General features: G+C 44.4%; 15 protein-coding genes. 12 read left to right on the plus strand and 3 right to left on the minus strand.

Features of this window, described 5'->3' with window-relative positions:
- The first annotated feature begins 95 nt into the window (after window positions 1–95).
- Entirely contained in the window at window positions 96–2,663 is a 2,568-nt protein-coding gene (locus PseudUWO310_RS09170; RefSeq protein ID WP_142600421.1) for a TIGR03960 family B12-binding radical SAM protein, read from the plus strand.
- Between the two features lie 272 nt (window positions 2,664–2,935).
- On the opposite strand, the gene PseudUWO310_RS09175 is transcribed toward PseudUWO310_RS09170, so the two are convergent.
- The gene (locus tag PseudUWO310_RS09175) at window positions 2,936–3,925 is read right to left on the minus strand and encodes a CobW family GTP-binding protein (RefSeq protein ID WP_142600367.1); all 990 of its coding nucleotides are present in this window, start codon (window positions 3,923–3,925) and stop codon (window positions 2,936–2,938) included.
- Between the two features lie 110 nt (window positions 3,926–4,035).
- On the opposite strand from PseudUWO310_RS09175, the gene PseudUWO310_RS09180 reads away from it, so the two are divergent.
- Window positions 4,036–4,998 (plus strand): metal ABC transporter solute-binding protein, Zn/Mn family, encoded by a 963-nt coding sequence (locus PseudUWO310_RS09180; RefSeq protein ID WP_142600368.1) that lies wholly within the window; start codon window positions 4,036–4,038, stop codon window positions 4,996–4,998.
- A gap of 187 nt (window positions 4,999–5,185) precedes the next feature.
- Here the strand turns inward: PseudUWO310_RS09180 and PseudUWO310_RS09185 are convergent, their stop codons facing one another.
- Window positions 5,186–6,379 carry a hypothetical protein gene (locus PseudUWO310_RS09185; protein ID WP_142600369.1) on the minus strand — a complete coding sequence of 398 codons (1,194 nt, stop codon included), beginning with the start codon at window positions 6,377–6,379 and terminating at the stop codon, window positions 5,186–5,188.
- A 434-nt stretch (window positions 6,380–6,813) separates the two neighbouring features.
- On the opposite strand from PseudUWO310_RS09185, the gene PseudUWO310_RS09190 reads away from it, so the two are divergent.
- The 5 genes from PseudUWO310_RS09190 to PseudUWO310_RS09210 all read left to right on the plus strand — a co-directional run bounded on the left by PseudUWO310_RS09190 (window position 6,814) and on the right by PseudUWO310_RS09210 (window position 11,093).
- Complete coding sequence (locus PseudUWO310_RS09190) at window positions 6,814–7,506, plus strand: energy-coupling factor ABC transporter permease (RefSeq protein WP_142600370.1); 693 nt, start codon at window positions 6,814–6,816, stop codon at window positions 7,504–7,506.
- A gap of 35 nt (window positions 7,507–7,541) precedes the next feature.
- Window positions 7,542–7,862 carry a PDGLE domain-containing protein gene (locus tag PseudUWO310_RS09195; RefSeq protein WP_142600371.1) on the plus strand — a complete coding sequence of 107 codons (321 nt, stop codon included), beginning with the start codon at window positions 7,542–7,544 and terminating at the stop codon, window positions 7,860–7,862.
- Window positions 7,863–7,982: 120 nt separating this feature from the next.
- On the plus strand, window positions 7,983–8,792 hold the full coding sequence (gene cbiQ, locus PseudUWO310_RS09200) for a cobalt ECF transporter T component CbiQ (RefSeq protein WP_142600372.1): 810 nt from the start codon (window positions 7,983–7,985) through the stop codon (window positions 8,790–8,792).
- A 241-nt stretch (window positions 8,793–9,033) separates the two neighbouring features.
- On the plus strand, window positions 9,034–9,768 hold the full coding sequence (locus tag PseudUWO310_RS09205) for an energy-coupling factor ABC transporter ATP-binding protein (RefSeq protein WP_142600373.1): 735 nt from the start codon (window positions 9,034–9,036) through the stop codon (window positions 9,766–9,768).
- A gap of 185 nt (window positions 9,769–9,953) precedes the next feature.
- On the plus strand, window positions 9,954–11,093 hold the full coding sequence (locus PseudUWO310_RS09210; RefSeq protein ID WP_142600374.1) for a glycosyltransferase family 4 protein: 1,140 nt from the start codon (window positions 9,954–9,956) through the stop codon (window positions 11,091–11,093).
- Window positions 11,094–11,236: 143 nt separating this feature from the next.
- Here PseudUWO310_RS09210 and PseudUWO310_RS09215 read toward each other — a convergent pair whose 3' ends face one another.
- Window positions 11,237–11,851, minus strand: a complete 615-nt coding sequence (locus PseudUWO310_RS09215) for a Uma2 family endonuclease (RefSeq protein WP_142600375.1) — start codon at window positions 11,849–11,851, stop codon at window positions 11,237–11,239.
- A gap of 76 nt (window positions 11,852–11,927) precedes the next feature.
- On the opposite strand from PseudUWO310_RS09215, the gene PseudUWO310_RS09220 reads away from it, so the two are divergent.
- The 5 genes from PseudUWO310_RS09220 to PseudUWO310_RS09240 all read left to right on the plus strand — a co-directional run bounded on the left by PseudUWO310_RS09220 (window position 11,928) and on the right by PseudUWO310_RS09240 (window position 18,144).
- Entirely contained in the window at window positions 11,928–13,175 is a 1,248-nt protein-coding gene (locus PseudUWO310_RS09220) for a lipid-A-disaccharide synthase-related protein (protein ID WP_142600376.1), read from the plus strand.
- Window positions 13,176–13,448: 273 nt separating this feature from the next.
- Complete coding sequence (locus PseudUWO310_RS09225) at window positions 13,449–13,634, plus strand: PCP reductase family protein (RefSeq protein ID WP_055075405.1); 186 nt, start codon at window positions 13,449–13,451, stop codon at window positions 13,632–13,634.
- On the plus strand, window positions 13,631–14,614 hold the full coding sequence (murQ, locus tag PseudUWO310_RS09230; protein WP_142600377.1) for an N-acetylmuramic acid 6-phosphate etherase: 984 nt from the start codon (window positions 13,631–13,633) through the stop codon (window positions 14,612–14,614). The genes PseudUWO310_RS09225 and murQ overlap by 4 nt, the downstream gene beginning before the upstream one ends.
- Before the next feature lie 134 nt (window positions 14,615–14,748).
- Entirely contained in the window at window positions 14,749–15,063 is a 315-nt protein-coding gene (locus PseudUWO310_RS09235; protein ID WP_040687868.1) for a DUF3067 family protein, read from the plus strand.
- A 300-nt stretch (window positions 15,064–15,363) separates the two neighbouring features.
- Window positions 15,364–18,144, plus strand: coding sequence for a GAF domain-containing protein (locus tag PseudUWO310_RS09240; protein ID WP_009626768.1), 2,781 nt, complete (start codon window positions 15,364–15,366; stop codon window positions 18,142–18,144).
- The last annotated feature ends 10 nt before the right edge of the window (window positions 18,145–18,154 follow it).

Here is an 18,154-nt window from a genome sequence, read left to right on the forward strand (position 1 = left end):
GATCGAAATAGCAAGGATACATTTTGGGCGTTTTCTCGTAATATCGAGATCGCGCTAAATGTAAAATAGGGCTAGCTCAAATCGTGAAAAATTCTATGCCCGTACCCGTAGAACAGTTACTTACCTCCGAAATTCTTAAACCTGCTCGTTATTTAGGCAACGAGTTTGGCGCAGTGCATAAACCTTGGGACAATGCGATCGTGCGTTGGTCGCTGACCTATCCCGAAATCTATGAGGTGGGTGCGTCAAACTTGGGGCATATCATTCTCTACAGCATTATTAATTCTCAAGAAGGGCAGCTATGCGATCGCGCCTATCTTCCCGCGCCAGACCTCTCGGCAAAACTCCGCGCAACTAACACAGATTTGTTTGCCGTTGAGTCCAAGCGATCGCTACGGGAATTTGACATTTTAGGCTTTAGCCTTAGCTATGAGCTGGGCGCAACCAATGTTCTGGAAATGTTTGACCTCGCGAGCATTCCGATGACATGGCGAGAGCGGAGTGAGTTAAGTATTGAGGAATGTCCATTAATTTTTGCAGGAGGACAGACCGCCACATCCAATCCCGAACCCTATGCCGACTTCTTTGATTTCTTTGCCCTTGGTGATGGCGAAGAGTTGCTACCTGAAATTGGCGAAGTGATTAAGTCAGCCAAACTAGCAGGCAAAACCCGTCGCGAAATCCTGCTCGATCTTGCCAATGAAGTTGATGGCGTTTACGTTCCAGAATTCTATGACATGGATGAGAGAACAGGGGCAATTAAACCCAATCGCCACGATGTTTCTCCCCGCGCTCTCCGTCGCGTCGCCACCCCGAGACCCGAACATAGTATTGGCTTAGTTCCCTTAATTGAAACGGTTCATGATCGCCTCGTGATCGAAATTCGACGGGGATGTACTCGCGGATGTCGATTCTGCCAACCAGGGATGCTCACCCGTCCCGCCCGTGATGTCGATCCTGAAAAGATTGTAGATACCATTGAGAGAGCGATTCGCGAAACTGGATATAACGAATTTTCCTTACTTTCTCTCTCTTGTTCCGATTATCTCGCCCTACCATCCGTAGGCGTACAGATCAAGAATCGCTTCAAAGATGAGCATGTCACCCTTTCCCTTCCCAGCCAAAGAGTCGATCGCTTTGATGAGAATATTGCCCATATGCTCCGCAGTGGTGATGGTCGCCAGCAAGGTTTAACCTTTGCGCCAGAGGCAGGGACGCAGCGTTTGCGGGATGTAATTAATAAGGGCTTGACCGATGAAGAGTTACTACAGGGTATTAAAACTGCCTACGTCGAAGGTTGGGATAAGGTCAAACTCTATTTCATGATTGGCTTGCCGACGGAAACCGATGAAGATGTGGTTGGCATCGTTAACACGGTGGAATGGCTACAACAGGAATGTTCACAAAAGGGAAGAAAGAAAATCTCGTTTAACTTGACCATTTCTAACTTCACACCCAAGCCCCATACGCCTTTCCAATGGCATACCGTTTCTAGTGGCGAATTTGTACGGAAGCAACAGCTACTTCGTAAAGAGTTCCGCCGCTTGAGTGGAGTGAAGGTCAACTATACCGAAGTGCGTATTAGTGCCATGGAAGACTTTGTCGGACGGGGCGATCGCCGTTTGGGTAAGGTGCTACATCGCGCATGGCAACTAGGTGCAGGTATGGACTCATGGTTTGAGAATACCGAAAAAGCCTTTGGTGCATGGACACAGGCGATCGCGGAAGCTGATCTGGTATGGGATGCGCCATCCCTCAAGATGTCCGATCCTTTACCTTGGGATCATGTTGATACGGGGATTGATAAGCAATGGCTGATCGAGGATTGGGAAAGAGCGATCGCCGCTCAAGTAATTCCCGATTGTTCCTTTGGAGGTTGTTCCGAATGTGGTGTTTGTGGTCCTGAATTTGGGCATAATGAGGTAATTCCGCCACCAGAAGTGCCGCCAATTTCCCTAGAGAAGCCGAAAGTGCCGCCGAGGGTACAGCGTATTCGCCTTAAATTTGGCAAATTGGGCGATATGAGTTTGATTTCCCATTTAGACTTACATCGCTTTTTCCAGCGTGCGGCAAGGCGTGCAGCTTTACCCATTGCCCATACTGAAGGCTTTAACCCATTACCGCGTATCTCGATCGCTAAGGCTCTCCCCCTTGGGCAAACCAGCAGCGCTGAGTTTGTCGATTTTGAACTGACCGCAACTATTCCCCTTGAAGAGTTTCAAGAGCGCTTTAAGGCTGAGCTTGACAGTGATTTACCGATCTATGCGATCGAAGAAGTGCCTGTCCATTCTCCTTCCCTAGATGCGATGTTGGAAGTGGCTGAATATACGCTCACCTGTACATTTATTACGCCGAAGGAACGTAATGCTGCTGATATTATGGATTTGCTCGAAGGTGCAAGCTACTGCGTGCTTGCGGCTACTTCCATTCAAATGCCCAAGGTGTCGAAATCGGGACGCAATCAGATGTTGGAATTACGCGATCGCATTTTTGCAATTAATGTTCTCAATCCCGATCCTGAATTCCCAAAAATTCATTTCATGGGTAGTTGCAAACCCGATAGCAATCTCAAGCCTGAGTATGTGGTCTATATGATGAATAAATATCTTGCCGAAGAAGATGAAATTCAATTAGTCAAAGTCCATCGCGAATCAATGCGCTAACACCAAGCAAAGCCCAAATATAAGTGGCGGTGCTTCGCACCGCTACTTATATTTGGGGAACCAAGTTAAGCAATGGCGTAGCCATTGCTTAACTTGGTATAAGACCCCAAGACCTGTAGCGCACGCGCAGCGTGCGCTACAGGTCTTGGGGTTTGATATTTACAGCAATTATCGATCAAACGAACCACAAGGAAATTTTTGAAAGCGTTGCGAAGCAACGCTTTCAAAAATTTCCTTGGTTTGGGTTTGAGCGCGAAGCGCTGTAATTGCGCCTAGCTACTTATCAAACATTCCTGCAATTGCTGTTGAAGCATTTGGGCATCAAGATTTCTGCCAATGAAAACTAATTGATTGGTAGCAGTTTCCCGACGATGGTCATAATTTAACTCGTAGCGCTTGCCACTTAACTGAAAGATAAAATGGCAAGCTTCTGTGGCAAAACTGAGAATACCTTTAGCCCTGAATACATCAACGGGCATTACTTTATCGAGGAAATAGGTGAACTTATCCAAATCAAATCGGCGATCGCTTTGAAAAGAGACTGAGATAAATCCATCATTGGCTAAATGGTCAGAATGGTGATGTTCGTGGTGATGATGTTCGTGATGTTCATGCTCTTCTTGCTGATAAGCGTCAGTACTTATTAGTTCCACATCTAAAATCAAAGGCAATGGAATTTCACCATGTTGCGATCGCAGTATCCTCGCTTTGGGCTTGGTCTGGCGAAGATACGCCTCCAACAGATCGACCTGCACCTCTGGCACTAAATCTGTTTTGTTGAGCAATATAATATCGCCGTACTGCACTTGACTCCGTGCAGCTTCACTACCAAAATGCTCAGCAGTGAATGTCTCCGTATCAATTACGGTAAGGATGGAATCGAGGCGTGTGAGATGCTTTAGTTCTGTGCCCAAAAAAGTCAAAGCGATCGGCAGAGGATCGGCAACTCCCGTCGTTTCAATCACCATATAATCAATCCGATCTTCCCGTTCCAAAATGTTATACACAGCATCAAGCAAGCCGTCATTAATCGTGCAGCAGATACAGCCATTGCTTAGCTCCACCATGCCATCTTCAATATTGACAAGTAACTGACCATCAATATTAATGTCTCCAAATTCATTCACCAAAACCGCGACTTTTAAATCTTGACGATTCTTGAGGATTTGATTGAGGAGGGTCGTTTTCCCACTCCCTAAGAACCCCGTGACAATGGTCACAGGCATTCCCCGTTTGGGAATATCGATTTGAGGAGTTTGCATGATTTTTTAGGGATTATTTTTTGAGTTGACTTATGAAGGGTTTATGGTTAGCATTTACATGCTGAATGATAATGATTATCGTTCTTATAAGCATACCCTTCTTAGAAACTATGTCAACGAACTTTTTCGCAAAACCTCAACCTTGGAAAAGTATTTTTTTCTCGGCTGTCGCCGCCTCTGCTAGCTATTTTTGTTTGGGTCAGAGTGCCGTTATGGCGCAGGCTAGCAAGCCTAAGGTTGTGGCTACGACAAGTGTGCTTTGTGATGTCACCAAGCAAATTGCTCAAGATACGGTTGATTTGACTTGCCTCATTGATGCTGGCTCCGATCCCCATGCATACAAACCTAAACCTGCCGATCGCCAAGCGATCGCCCGCGCCAATTTGGTTCTCTATGCTGGTTATGACTTTGAGCCTGACATCATTAAAATGATTAATGCCACGAATAATAACTTCACTAAAATTGCGGTAAACGAGCTGGCAGTGCCGATACCACAACAATTTGAAGATGATGGAAAGACCGTCAACGATCCCCATGTGTTCCATTCAGCTCGCAATGGATCGAGAATTGTGGAGATTGTAGGCGCGAGTCTTAATCAGATCCAGCCAAGTCAAGAGCCGCTATACAAAGCTAATACTAAGAAACTGAGTGATGAACTTCTCCGTCTTGATAGTTGGATCAAAGCCCAAGTTGCGACCATTCCCCCTAACCAGCGCAAATTGGTAACCACCCACGATGCTTTTGGCTACTATTCTAAAGCCTATGGTATTCCCGTATCAGGTGCATTACAGGGAGTCAGCACCGAGGAACAAGCAACGCCAAAGCGCGTATCGGATCTGGTTAGTTCCATCAAAAAAGAAGGTGTTCCAATTATTTTTGCCGAGCTGACGATCAATCCTAAATTGATTAACGCCGTAGCAAGAGAGGCTAATGTCAAAGTAGCGGAACATCCGTTATATGCTGATGGGTTAGGCGAAATAGGATCTGATGGTGACACCTATCAAAAGTTCTTCATGGCAAATACGAAAACTATTGTGGAAGGCTTGGGCGGCAAATTTACACCATTTAAGTAGTTCAGCATAATTAAAAAACAAAACTAGAGAGCGTACCGCCCGCGTAGCGGGCGGTACGCTCTTCTAAGTTTTAAGTTTACTTATGCTGAACTACTTACAAAGTAATAAGCAGCGGTACTTGCTATAGCAACTCAGAATCTAAAAGATTAGTGGCGGCGCAAAGCGCCGCCACTAATCTTTAGGGTTTTTATTTGCTATATTTTGGTAAACTCTTCCAGATCACAACGACTGTCCCCACACCACTTTGGGTTGGCAATAGATTAAGATATCTCACAAAAGAACCTTGCTTCACTTTGTAAATTAAGCCACCACCATAATCAGACATTTGAGAGATGTCAAATTTATGATTTTGAAGTTGAGGTGCAAAGAAATTACTAAATAATTGTTCGGGATTTTTGTCTAAAATGACAACGAAGTTACCATCAAAACCAAATTGAGGGTTGTCAATGTCATAGCTATTAGGATCTTTTACGGATTTAGCATAAAACTTTTCTGGTTGAGCAAAATAAAATTCAGGAATTGCTATTCTTTGCGCACCTAAGTCACTTAAATGTTTGAGGACAATATCAAAATCCGTTTCGGCTTGACTAGCTACAACCAAGGCTTGCAAATTCTCCAGATCCAGTGGTTGACTAGCAAGGACGATCGCTGTTCCCTTTCCCTCACGAACTATTAAGTTGAGAAACTTGCTCAGTCCACCTTTAAATATTTGATAAACTTTGCGAGTTGAATCGCTAGATAAAGTTTTTATTTCATAGTTTCTAGCGGGTAATTCTTTTTCAAAATACAAAGCTACAACATCTTGGCGATCGCTTGTTTGCTGACTTGCTAAATCCTCCTGTCCTTGGAGTAAACCGAAGGAGCCAGTTCCCGCATTGGAATATTGGGGAAAATCGACAAACGGATCTTTAAATACATCTGGAGAGGATGTTTTGGTTTCTGAACTTTGATGTTCTGCCTGTGTTACTAGATGTTCCTTTGTGATAGCTTTGGATATGGGCTGCTCTCGCGGTAATTCTTGTTTAGGCAAAGAAGCATTTAAGAAGTTGTTTCTAGAACTATTTAAATAATTCTGGGAAACTGGTTGTGGATTTGAGGCTGAAGTTTTGTCAATTATTGGGAGAGATGGCGACTTAATATAAGGAGAGGGTTTAAGAGAATTAACTGGCGTAGATGGTAATTCTATAACTCTAATTTTCTGTAATTCTGACCGATCTACCACATTGGTTTCATCAGTTTTTTGCTTGAGCATGTTGGGTAACAATAGGAGAGCAAGGTGAAGCCCTAAGGAAGCTAACAACATCCAAGTCCATAATGGGAAAAAGAAACCTTCTCTTTCTTCATTATTAAAAAGATTATTAAAAAGTTTGAATTGGCTCATACTACTAGCAAAAGTTTTGCTTAGGACATAAAAGCGAAAAGATGATTGGTAGCGCTTTGCACTACCAATCATCTTTTCGCTTTTGCTTTGCCCTTGCTATCAAGATTTTGATCGTGTTGCATTATTTGGATTATACATTAATAACGATAATCATTATCAAAATAAATATTTTGGCATAACTGAATATTAATTCCCAAAATGGCAACGCCATTTTGGGAATCTCAAAACCTTACTGGGTTTGGTGTTTAATTCACGAAAGTGTGACAACACTTTCGTGAATTGGTATTACTTTGCTATGCTTGCCTACCTAATTCTGAAATGAAATATCGATCGCAATTGATCGCAAGTCTTGCACTGATAACTTCTTTGTTTTCTTTGATGCGAAATCCTAAATTTACAATTAATATAATTTTCAAGAAACTTTTGAGGTGAAGATGTTTGCATTTCCAATACATTTAGCTATGCATATTCCCGATGGCTACCTTAGTTTCCCTGTCAGCTTAGCCACAGGAGCGATCGCGATCGCCTTAATGGCGCTCTCGCTCAATCGAGTGCAATCGGAATACAAAGAACGGACAGTTCCATTAATGGGAGTTTGTGCTGCTTTTATTTTTGCTACGCAAATGGTTAATTTTCCGATTGTGGGTGGAACTTCTGGGCATCTGCTGGGGGGCACTCTGGCAGGGATTTTATTAGGTCCTTGGGCGGGTTCGCTGGTGATGTCGGTCGTTTTTATCGTGCAATCCGTTATGTTTCAGGATGGTGGGTTGACCGCATTAGGCGCAAACATCACAAACATGGGCTTAATTGGAACTTTTGCTGGTTATTACCTTTATCGGGCGGTTCGGACTTTAGTTGGTCAAAATACTTGGCTGGGCATGAGTTTTGGCACAGCGATCGCTGCATGGACTAGTGTTGTGGTAGCGGCGACAGTTTGTGCGGTGGAGTTGGCTTTATCAGATACCATTCCCTTAGCTTTAGGGTTATCAGCGATGCTATCGTGGCATTTCATGATTGGTATTGGGGAAGCATTTATTACTCTAGCGATAACCAGTTTTCTCTGGCGTACTCGTCCTGATTTAATCTACGACTCTCCAAATACTGCCGTCAGTAAAATTGATGATTGATTATAGAAGTCCGAAGCTCAAGCCAAGTAAAGAAAATGAATAAAAATCGTATTGTTGTATTTGCAGGATTAGCCTTAGCTTTAAGTATTGCCGCATTTCTATCTCCTTTTGCTAATAAAGATCCCGATGGACTAGATCGTGTTTCCAAGGATTTAAAATTTGAAGAAAAAGCCGCTGCCGAACCACCAGCTAAGCAACTTCCATTTTCCCAAATCTTTTCAGAATATTCCTTTAAAGCTATTACGAACGAAAAAGTATCCACCGCTCTAGCAGGTGTCACGGGCACGTTAGTAGTATTTGGTCTTGCTTGGGGCATCGGTAAGCTAACGGTGCGAAACTCCGCTCCTAAGGAATAAAAGGAATAAATCTAAAACTCAAAAGATGAGTGGCGGCACTTCGCGCCGCCACTCATCTTTTGAGTTTTATTTCTAAGCAAAGCTTTCATTGCCATAGCCCTATCTATAAATGCCTAAACTATGCTGTTACATATCCCGCTCATCGAAGTAAGCGATCGCCCATCACAATCATCTGGCGATCGCTTAAATATATGGAATAGTCTGGCTGTGCATACGCGCTTGCTTTGTATATTTCTCTTAGTCTTTGCGATCGCACTCACGCCGATCGGTCGATGGTGGACTTGGGCGATCTATGGAATTGCGATTTTACCGATTCTCTATTGGAGTAAAGTTAATTTAGGAATACTCGTCAAACGCATGGCGATCGAGTCGGTATTTATTAGTGCGATCCTATTGGGCACTCTATTTCGTAGTGGGGGAGAAATTCTTTGGCAATGGGGATGGTTGCAGATTACAACAAAGGGTTTGGTGATATTAGGAAGCGTAAGTATCAAAGCATTTTTATCGTTGCTTCTCTTGAATATTCTCACCCTCAGCATTTCTATTCCTTCGTTGCTACAAGCTTTAGTAACCCTCAAAATGCCGCCGCTTTTAGTCAGCATCCTCGCTTCAATGTATCGCTATATCAGCGTTTTGAGTAATGAGTTTAAAGCAATGCGTCGCGCTGCCACAGCCCGCAATTTCTCAACCCGCAATCTTTACCATCGCCATCGTCTTGATCGCCCTTGGCAGCGTCAGGTATTAGGTAATATGCTCGGAGTATTATTTGTGCGTACCTACGATCGCGGCGATCGCATCTATCAAGCAATGTTGGCAAGAGGCTACCAAGGGATACCCGTACTCATCGCTTCAACCAATGGGGGCTGGCGCGATCGTTGGGCTTTGGGCTGTATGGGGTTGATCATCCTATTGGGGCAAGTAAGTAACTAGGTAAGTAAGTAGCTGGGCATAATTAATTACAAACCAAACCCCGTAAAGTTGCGCCCCGTAGGGGCGCAACTTTACGGGGTTTGGTAATTTATTTTGCACAAGCACTTACCTCAGCATAATTAAAATCCAGAGCTAAAAGCTGTGGCGCACGCTGTGCGTGCACCACAGGTTTTAGGGTTTTATATTTAATTAAGCCCACTTACTTACAATTAAAAATAATTGTAAACATAATTGATTCATAATGCATCACAATCCTATTTCCATTGAAAACCTCAGTTATGTCTATCCTGATGGAATTCAGGCTTTGCAAGGGATCGATCTCCAAATTAAAGCAACGGAAAAAGTCGCGATCGTGGGAGCAAATGGTTCGGGCAAATCGACATTACTGTTGCATCTCAATGGCATTCTGATGCCGCAGCAAGGAGAAATTGTGATCGGAGAAATGCCTGTCCTACCTTGTAACTTAGTGGCAATTCGGAACTTTGTGGGTGTCGTCTTCCAAAATCCTGATGATCAGCTATTTATGCCAACGGTATGGGAAGATGTCGCCTTTGGCCCGATGAATCAGGGCTTGCGGGGAAAAGATCTAGAAATTAGAGTTGCCGAAGCTTTAGTTGCGGTGGGGCTAGATCTTGCTAAATATCGAGAGCGGTCATCGCAAAACCTTTCAGGGGGAGAAAAAAAACGGGTGGCGATCGCTGGAGTTTTGGCAATGCAACCCCAAGTTTTAGTGTTTGACGAGCCATCGGCTCAACTCGATCCGCGATCGCGCCGCCAGTTAATTCAACTCTTGCAAACCTTGCCTGAAACGCAATTAATCGCCACCCACGATCTGGATTTGGTATTAGATCTTTGCGATCGCACCATCGTATTGAGTGAAGGCAAAATCGTTTATAACGGCGAAACTAGAGAAGTATTAAGCGATCGGGAGTTTCTGCTTGCCCATGCCCTCGAAATGCCTCTAAGCCTGAATTAATACCAATTCCCAAAATGGCATTGCCATTTTGGGAATCTCAAAACCTTACGGGGTTTGGTGTTTAATTCACGAAAGTATGACAACACTTTTGTGAATTGGTATAAGGCAAGCAATTAAAGTTTCAGTTGATAGATGTAAGCCCCAATCTCGAACTAATTATCGCGAACGTCACTATAATTTTAATAATGCAAAAACATATTCTATTTATTTTGCCTTACCTAAACCAAGGAGGCACTGAAAAACAAGCCCTTAGCCTGATTGAAGGATTGCGCGATCGCTACAAAATATCGCTACTAGCCCCCGACGGGAAAGGCGCACCTCAATTTAGAGCATTGCCAATTTTGCAGCGAGAATATACAAAATGGGAGATTAATTTTTTTAAGGGCTTACCTGAATTGATTTCTGGAATTAAAGAAATTCAAAAAGAACAAGCGATCGATTTAATCCATATTCATGGAGCCCATGAACTGATGTTAGCTGTGCGCTGGATCGTCCCTAAAATTCCGATCGTCTTTACGGTACATGGTTACCACGGGAGCGGAACGAAATTTAGCTATCAGACATCATGCTGGTTTAGTAACTGGTGTGCCGATCGCGTGATTAGCGTTTGCGAAGCGGAGTATAACCTTCTCCTCGAATTAGGACTAGATAAAAATAAACTCCATTTAATTTATAACGGCGTTAAAGAACCCATTCTCGATATTGATAAATCCTTGGAACTCTGTCAAAAATTTCATCTCGATCCCTCCCATCAAATCATTCTCGGTACTGCGGCTCGGCTGGATGAGGCAAAAGGGTTAACTTACTTAATCCAAGCCTTTGCAATCCTCAATTCCAGCCAATCTTCCCTTGAACAGGGAGCGCAAGACAGGAATCAAGATTTGCGTTTAGTAATTGCTGGTAATGGTGATTTGGAGGCCTCTTTAAAACAAGAAGCTCAGGATCTAGGAATTGGCGATCGCGTCATTTTTACAGGGTATCTCAACGATTTACCCAATCTGATGCAATTATTCGATATTTTCGTATTACCTTCTCTTCAAGAAGCTTGCAGTCTTGCCTGTGCGGAAGCAATGTCTCAGGGTAAACCAGTGGTGGGTACTTGTGTGGGCGGTATCGCCGAGCAGGTCAGCGATCGCGAAACTGGGTTTATTGTCAATCCTCGCGATCCTGAGCAATTAGCCGCAAAGTTAAGGGAATTAATTAGCGATCGCCACCTCCGTGATCGCTTTGCCAAAAAAGGTTATGAGCGTTATCGCCAACTATTTTCTAACGAAATCATGCTCGAAAAAACCGCAGAATTGTACGATTTATATCTCTCCAAGTAAAACCAAAAATGACGTAGCCATTTTTGGTTTTTTAAACCCTTACTGGGTTTGGGTTTTAATTCACAAAAGAGCTGTTGCACTTTCGTGAATTAAAACCCAAAAAAAGAAAGGCGGCGCATCGCGCCGCCTTTCTTTTTTGGGTTTTAAGCTATTTGAAAAATTGCATCAGTCATCAAATTTAATTCAGGAAAAACATCTGATTCAATCCGCTTTCCAGCGGTGAACAAAGATAACTGATACTCCCCTTCAATTAATTTGCAAACTGTCACTGTTGGCTGTTTGGGCTTGCCAATATACCGAACTGCACCCAAAGCCCGATAGTCAACAATCCAATATTCCGCAATTCCCATTGTTTCATATGCTGCTAATTTGATTGCATAATCATCGCTCCAGTTCGTACTGACAACCTCAATGACCAAAGGTACAGTTTTACCATTTTGAATTACTGAAGCCTTTTGCCATAGAGGTTCATTTACCAATTCCCGTCGATCTAGTACCACCACATCAGCTATAAACCCTGTATCTGTCATCTCTGGTTTTAGTAGACACATTCTGCTAACAAGATAGTTAGAATGTCCACTACGAATCTCTAACGTTAGCTCTTCAGCTAAAAAACTAGTGGTTAATTCATGATCACCGATGGGCATCATCTCTCTAACAACCCCTCTGTATAGCTCATAGCGTTTACCATTTTCTGGATACCACTCGATAAATTCTGCAAAGCTCATGCGATCGCAGTCAACAAGTGTTTGCATCATCGCCATACCTCTAACTTTTGAGTAAGATCTGATTGCCTTAATAGCCTTAATATATTTTACGAATATATTTTACGATATGCCCCAATCACCGCAAGAAAGAGTTCCAAAAAGAGTTTTATTTATTAGTAATGGTCATGGCGAAGATCTGAATGCTTGTGAAGTCTTGAAGGCTTTGCGAAGTAAATATTCCCATCTAGAGACGATCGCTTTGCCACTGGTGGGAGAGGGAAATGCTTATCGTCGTGCGGGGGTAGCGATCGCCACCCCAACCAAGGCTTTACCATCGGGTGGATTTGCCTATATGAGTTGGCAAAAGCAAATCGAGGACTTTCAATCGGGATTGATCGGGCTCACTTGGCAGCAAATTAAGGCGGCGCGTGCATGTGGTCAAACTTGCGATTTTGTTTTTGCTACTGGTGATGTGCTTCCTGCTATTTTTGCCTATTTGACAGGTTTACCCTATGCCATATTTTTAGTCTCATCATCGGGTTTTTACGAGAATCGCTATATTCCTAATTTGCTACAAGCTCTGATCATGCGATCGCCGCGATGCCGACAAATCTTGACTCGCGATGCCTATAGCGCGGAACTGATCCGACAAAGGGGTTATCCAAATACTTGTTTTGTGGGCTATCCGATTATGGATGTGTTAGAACCTACGGGCAAAGATTTACATTTAATTGCCGCGCCGACGATCGCTTTGTTGGCGGGCAGTCGCTTGCCTGAGGCAGCGGAGAATCTGGCATTACAATTGCGATTGTGCGAGGCGATTGTCCGAGAATTTGCCCCTAATCCTGTCCAGTTTCGGGCGGCTCTTGTCCCTAGTCTCATGCCGCAACTACCTGAAATTGCGTCTTTAGTGGGTTGGCAATATAGCGATGGCAAACTGTATCAGCCCGATCTAGATACCGTCGTTGTTTGTTTTAGCGATGCTTTTGCCGATATTTTGCAGCAATGCGATCTGGCGATCGGCATGGCAGGAACTGCTGTCGAGCAAGCGGTCGGGTTGGGTAAACCTGTTGTCCAGATTATAGGTAAGGGTCCTCAATTTTCCTATCGATTTGCGGAGGCTCAGGAACGTTTATTGGGCTTGTCAGTACAAACCATTGGCAAGGAAGCAGCTACCCCAAAAATTTTGCACGAAGCCGCCCAATGCGTGAAACGCACCATTGGCGATCGCGAATATTTAGAGCGTTGCCAACGCAATGGGTTAGAAAGAGTTGGTGCAAAGGGTGGTTCTGAAAATCTAGCCCAAGTAATCGCGAGTCAATTAGAGAATTGTAAATCTAAGAATTGTAAACCTACGCAAAGCAAATTTTGCTGATGAGAGAGGTGATGGCATACTAGCGATCGCTAACTAATCTAAATAATAAGTAGCTAAGTAAACTTAAAACCTAGAAGAGCATACCGCCCGCGCAGCGGGCGGTATGCTCTCTGGTTTTGATTTTTAATTATGCCGAACTACTTATACCAATTGCCAAAAGTGTGGCTACACTTTTGGCAATTGAAAACCAAACCCAGTGAGGGTTTTAAAATCACAAAATGGCTACGCCATTTTGTGATTTGGTATTAACCAATAACTAAGCAGACGAAAACCATGCCAAATTCTGATTATGACGAAGGGTTAACTTGGACTGTCGAAGCAAAAGTCAAGTATAAAAATATTCCCTACTTTGTGCGCTCTCAGGCTCGCCAGCGGATCGAACAACTCGCCCAAGCATCGGGTAGTGATACGATTACCGCAGAAATTGTCGAAAAAGCAAGAGTTGAGTTCGGTCAGTGAGTAGCGCCAAAAACACCCTAAATAACGATTCAAATAACGATCCAAAGAACGATCCAAATAACTATCTCGGCGATCGCGGTTATTTATTAACAGAGCAAGCTAATCCCCATAGTCAAAATTTGGATCGGCTTACGGCAATTGAAATTGTCGAACTGTTTAACCAAGAAGATGCTAAGGCAGTTGCGGCTGTTGGACAGGAAAAAGAAGCGATCGCCCAAGCAATGGAAGCGATCGCGGCCGCGATCGCCAATGGTGGCAGGTTGTTTTATGTTGGTGCTGGAACGAGCGGCAGGCTCGGCGTTCTGGATGCGGCTGAATGTCCGCCCACTTTTTGTAGCGATCCCGAACTGATTCAAGGGATCTTGGCGGGTGGCATGAATGCGATGGTACGGAGCTCGGAGGCTCTTGAAGATCGCGAAGGTGATGGGGCTGAGGCGATCGCCCAGAGGCAAATTTGCGATCGCGATGTGGTCATGGGGATTACCGCAGGTGGGACTACGCCCTATGTCCATGGAGCGCTGAAGGAAGCCGCCAAAAGAGGGGCAAAAACGATCTTTTTTTGTTGCGTACCGCCCGAACAATTTCCGAGGCAATACGATATTGAGATCCGTCCCCTAGTCGGTGCAGAAATCTTGGCAGGTTCGACTCGACTCAAGGCAGGGACGGCAACGAAGTTGGTATTAAATACCATTTCCACAGGCGTAATGGTCTTGCTTGGTAAGGTTTATGGCAATCGCATGATCGATGTTGCCGTTACCAATAGCAAACTAGAAGATCGAGCTATTAGGATCATCCGCGATCTCACCAGTCTTAGTCGCGAGGAGGCGGCAATACTATTAGAGCAGTCGGGTAAACGGGTTAAATTGGCTCTAATCATGCATTGGCAAAACCTCGATGTTGCCACCGCCGAACAGTTGCTCCAAGACTCCCAAGGTCATTTAGGCAAAGCCGTTAATCTTTTTTCTACAAATAATTCATAAATAACATAAACCCAGTCAGGGTTTTCCAAGCTCAAGATGGCTATGCCATTTTGAGCTTGGTATGATTCACTTGATATCGCCGATTCTTGGGCAGGGAAAGGAGTAAGATGTATTCAGCAAAAAAAGTAGAGACTATGACAGGCGCAGAACTTCGTCAGGCGATCGCCAATAAATGGGGCTTTTCCTATGACGTACAATTACGCAAAACTCAAGGCAAAATCTTTTTGCAAGTAATGTGGCGCTATCAAGAACAACAGTCATTTTCTATGGATGAAGCCGAATTTATGCAACATCTCGACGCGATCGCCTCCTATTTAAGTGATTGGGATGTCGTTGAGCAGGTACAAAAATTTATCGCTACCACCAAAGAGCGTCCCCGTCTCGGTAAAGCTGTAAGTATTCCGCTCCAAATAGGAGAGCGATCGATCGAGTGGTTAATAGAAAGATAAGCAATTTATCTAATACGATACTTATTTTGCAATCGGATAAGAATGGTATAAAAGTATGATGTATTGCTGACTTTCCCTACCAAAGATTGTACGCTTATGATGAAATAGTATTTTCAGTAGTATTTTCAGTAGGATTTACAACGAATATTCTTTAAAATATCTTTAGCAATATATATTTCACAAAATAGCTTGAGAAAATATCTTTAAAGTATTTAAAGTATTGGTTGAAATTATCGATGAAAAATTTTCCGACGGTACGCCGCTAATCATACCTAAGTCAAAAAACGTCAGGGCAAAAATATGAGTCAAGCAGGAGCTAACCCATGGGATCGCCAATTTGTTAATCTCGGGCGAATCATGCAGTTCTTGCGTGATGAAGACAGTATTGACAATCTACTAAGTGCCACCCTCGATTATCTGCGCGATAATTTCGAGTATAAACTGCTGTGGATCGGTCTATACGATGCAGAAAACCATCGATTGACTGGTAAAGGTGGGATTACTCCTGCGGGTGAAATTAAATTTTTAAAGGAGCGGTTTGCGCTGAACGCAGGCGATCTGCTCGATCAGGTGATTTTACAGCGCAAGCCCCTACCCATAGCCGACCTACGACAGGAAAAACGCAGCGGTGAATGGCAGAAATTAGCGCAAAAGTTCGACATTCAAGGGACATTGATTTGGCCAATCTACCATCGCGATCGCAGCTTTGGCGTGGTGATTCTGGGATCTAATCTATGGAATGTTACGCCGCGCAATGAGGAGAGGGCTAGGCTTTCAGTCGTGTTGGGTTCCCTTGGTTCGACCCTCAGTCGCCTTGATTATGAGTGGCATCATCACAATGTTAAGCGTCCTGATGAGCCGTTATTACAAATTCTGTCTAAAATTCGGAATGTGCCCGCCCTTACCGAACGACTAGAGGAGATTGTGCAAGCTACCCATAGCTATGTTATGCCCGATCACACCAATATTTATTGGTTTGAACGCGAGCATCAATATTTTTGGCGGCGGATTGCCAATCGCCAAGCAGGACCTAAAAGCAAGCAAGCCGTTGATAATACGGCAGGCGTAACCGTACAGAATGCCCCTGGCTTATACCAGACCTTATCGAAGGATCAGATCGTGGTGGTAGTTGATGCCAAAACTATGACCAGAGGTGAAATCAGCAATCGCGTCATGGAGCAATTTGGGGCGACCTCGATCATTATTGCACCGATATTTTTTCAATCCGAACTATTAGGATTTTTGTCCGTCGAAGGTGATGAATCTCGTCTTTGGTCGGAAGATGAGAAAAATTTTGTGCGGGGAGCCGCTCAATTGGCGGCGATTACCGCTCCCTTAGAAGAAATGGAAGTCACGCTCGAACGGATTGCTTCCGATCAAATTTTGACCGCAGGGATCGCTAGAGCTATATATTCAGACAATGATTGGCAGAGCGCTCTCGATCAAGCTGCGGATCAGTTATGTCAACGCTTGAGTTTAGAGCGATTTTGGGTTGCAACCTACGATAAAGATAACGATACCTATCGGATTGATTTCCAATACCATCCCAAAAATCGCCGCCCGCTCCCGACACTTTTTCCAGGATTGGCTCCCGTTGACGTACAGATGCTGGAGCAATCTAGCGATGCGGCAACGGTCGAAAACCTTGATAGCGATTTTAAATTTCTGTCATGGCGCACGGCTCTACTCGATCTTGATGTGCGATCGATGATTGTCAGCAGTACATCTATGGGGAAGTCCTTGGAAGGAATTCTGGCGGTAGCTCACGAAGCACCCCGCACTTGGTCGCGTCCAGAGCGGGAGATGGTACAGGCGGTTGCGCAACAAATTGGCTTAATCGTTCACCAAAATGAGTTGCAACGTCTATCCGATGAAAGACTCAAGTCGCATCAAGCCGTCCAGTTTGGCTTAGTTGCGCTTCAGCAGTCAGGAGCGCTTGATAAGCTGCACCATACGGCGACTCAATTAATGGCTCAAGTGACCCAATCGCCCCTAGCGGTATTGGTGGTATGGCTGCCTGGTCGCCAAGGCGGACAGATTGCTTCTGTATTTGCCAGTCGCGATGAATATCAACTCACTATTAGCGAAACGATCATTGCGATCGAAGAGGATCCCCTCGCGCAATGGGCAATTCAGAGTGAGGGGATTCTGCCGCTCAGCATCCATGATTTACCTGAACAGACCAGGGCTTGGCTCAATCCCCCTGCTCTCGGTCATTTGATGGTAACGGCTTTACGCACCACGCCCGAACATCAGCCCACAGGTATGATTTTGGTCGCCGATCGCGTTGGTCGGCGTTGGGTCGATCGCCAACTGCAAGCTTTTAATATGTTGGCAAATCAACTGTCTTGGTCGCGCCGCCATCTCTTGCTAGTCGATCATCTCAAGCACAATCGTCAAGAACTAGAGCGTCTCAATTGGTATAAGCACCGTCGTCTTGAAGATATTTATCGTACGGTTAGTTCTGGCGTACAGCGACTTTTAGATAGCGATGCTAGGGCAAATGGCACTGGAGGCATTAATAACATTACCCTCCAAAGCTCTCTCAAACATTTGCAGGGATCCCTATTGCCATTACCTCAGATTATCCGCAAAGAGCAGTGGCGTTTGCGTCCTAACTATGAGACTGCTCCCTTAGCAGGTATGCTCAAACGGGCATTAGAGAGGGTTGACTCGCTAGTAAAACAACGGCAAATCTGGTCGCAGGTACATAATCAGGCTAATGTCGTCGTCGGTGGTGATATTGCCAAAATGGAAATGATCTTAAATGAGTTGCTGCTATTTGCCTGTGGGCGATCGGATGTTGGCGGTCGCATCGATCTCTGGTGTCGCCAGATTGACGAAAAGCTCCTCGAACTCTCAATTACCGATTATGGGGTCGTCGATGCTTCCCTATTGCAAGAGTTGCACCAAGGTAGAGCGATCGATCCCCTCTCCCCTTCCTTACTCGATCAGCCCCCTGGATTGCATCTTGCCATTTGTCAGAGTCTCATGTTGGAGGCAGGTGGAGAGCTATCCCTCTATCAGTTAGAGGATAATCGCATCCTCAGCCGTCTAATTTTGCCGCTCTCTAGCTCTTGACATCTACCCT

The sequence above is a fragment of the Pseudanabaena sp. UWO310 genome (assembly GCF_006861605.1).
In the GTDB taxonomy this organism is placed as follows: domain Bacteria; phylum Cyanobacteriota; class Cyanobacteriia; order Pseudanabaenales; family Pseudanabaenaceae; genus Pseudanabaena.

Excerpts from the sequence above, each read along its gene's own strand:
- PseudUWO310_RS09170 (WP_142600421.1), top strand. The coding sequence starts at position 96 with ATGCCCGTACCCGTAGAACAGTTACTTACCTCCGAAATTCTTAAACCT.
- PseudUWO310_RS09175 (WP_142600367.1), bottom strand. The coding sequence starts at position 3,925 with ATGCAAACTCCTCAAATCGATATTCCCAAACGGGGAATGCCTGTGACC.
- PseudUWO310_RS09180 (WP_142600368.1), top strand. The coding sequence starts at position 4,036 with ATGTCAACGAACTTTTTCGCAAAACCTCAACCTTGGAAAAGTATTTTT.
- PseudUWO310_RS09185 (WP_142600369.1), bottom strand. The coding sequence starts at position 6,379 with ATGAGCCAATTCAAACTTTTTAATAATCTTTTTAATAATGAAGAAAGA.
- PseudUWO310_RS09190 (WP_142600370.1), top strand. The coding sequence starts at position 6,814 with ATGTTTGCATTTCCAATACATTTAGCTATGCATATTCCCGATGGCTAC.
- PseudUWO310_RS09195 (WP_142600371.1), top strand. The coding sequence starts at position 7,542 with ATGAATAAAAATCGTATTGTTGTATTTGCAGGATTAGCCTTAGCTTTA.
- cbiQ (WP_142600372.1), top strand. The coding sequence starts at position 7,983 with ATGCTGTTACATATCCCGCTCATCGAAGTAAGCGATCGCCCATCACAA.
- PseudUWO310_RS09205 (WP_142600373.1), top strand. The coding sequence starts at position 9,034 with ATGCATCACAATCCTATTTCCATTGAAAACCTCAGTTATGTCTATCCT.
- PseudUWO310_RS09210 (WP_142600374.1), top strand. The coding sequence starts at position 9,954 with ATGCAAAAACATATTCTATTTATTTTGCCTTACCTAAACCAAGGAGGC.
- PseudUWO310_RS09215 (WP_142600375.1), bottom strand. The coding sequence starts at position 11,851 with ATGATGCAAACACTTGTTGACTGCGATCGCATGAGCTTTGCAGAATTT.
- PseudUWO310_RS09220 (WP_142600376.1), top strand. The coding sequence starts at position 11,928 with ATGCCCCAATCACCGCAAGAAAGAGTTCCAAAAAGAGTTTTATTTATT.
- PseudUWO310_RS09225 (WP_055075405.1), top strand. The coding sequence starts at position 13,449 with ATGCCAAATTCTGATTATGACGAAGGGTTAACTTGGACTGTCGAAGCA.
- PseudUWO310_RS09235 (WP_040687868.1), top strand. The coding sequence starts at position 14,749 with ATGACAGGCGCAGAACTTCGTCAGGCGATCGCCAATAAATGGGGCTTT.
- PseudUWO310_RS09240 (WP_009626768.1), top strand. The coding sequence starts at position 15,364 with ATGAGTCAAGCAGGAGCTAACCCATGGGATCGCCAATTTGTTAATCTC.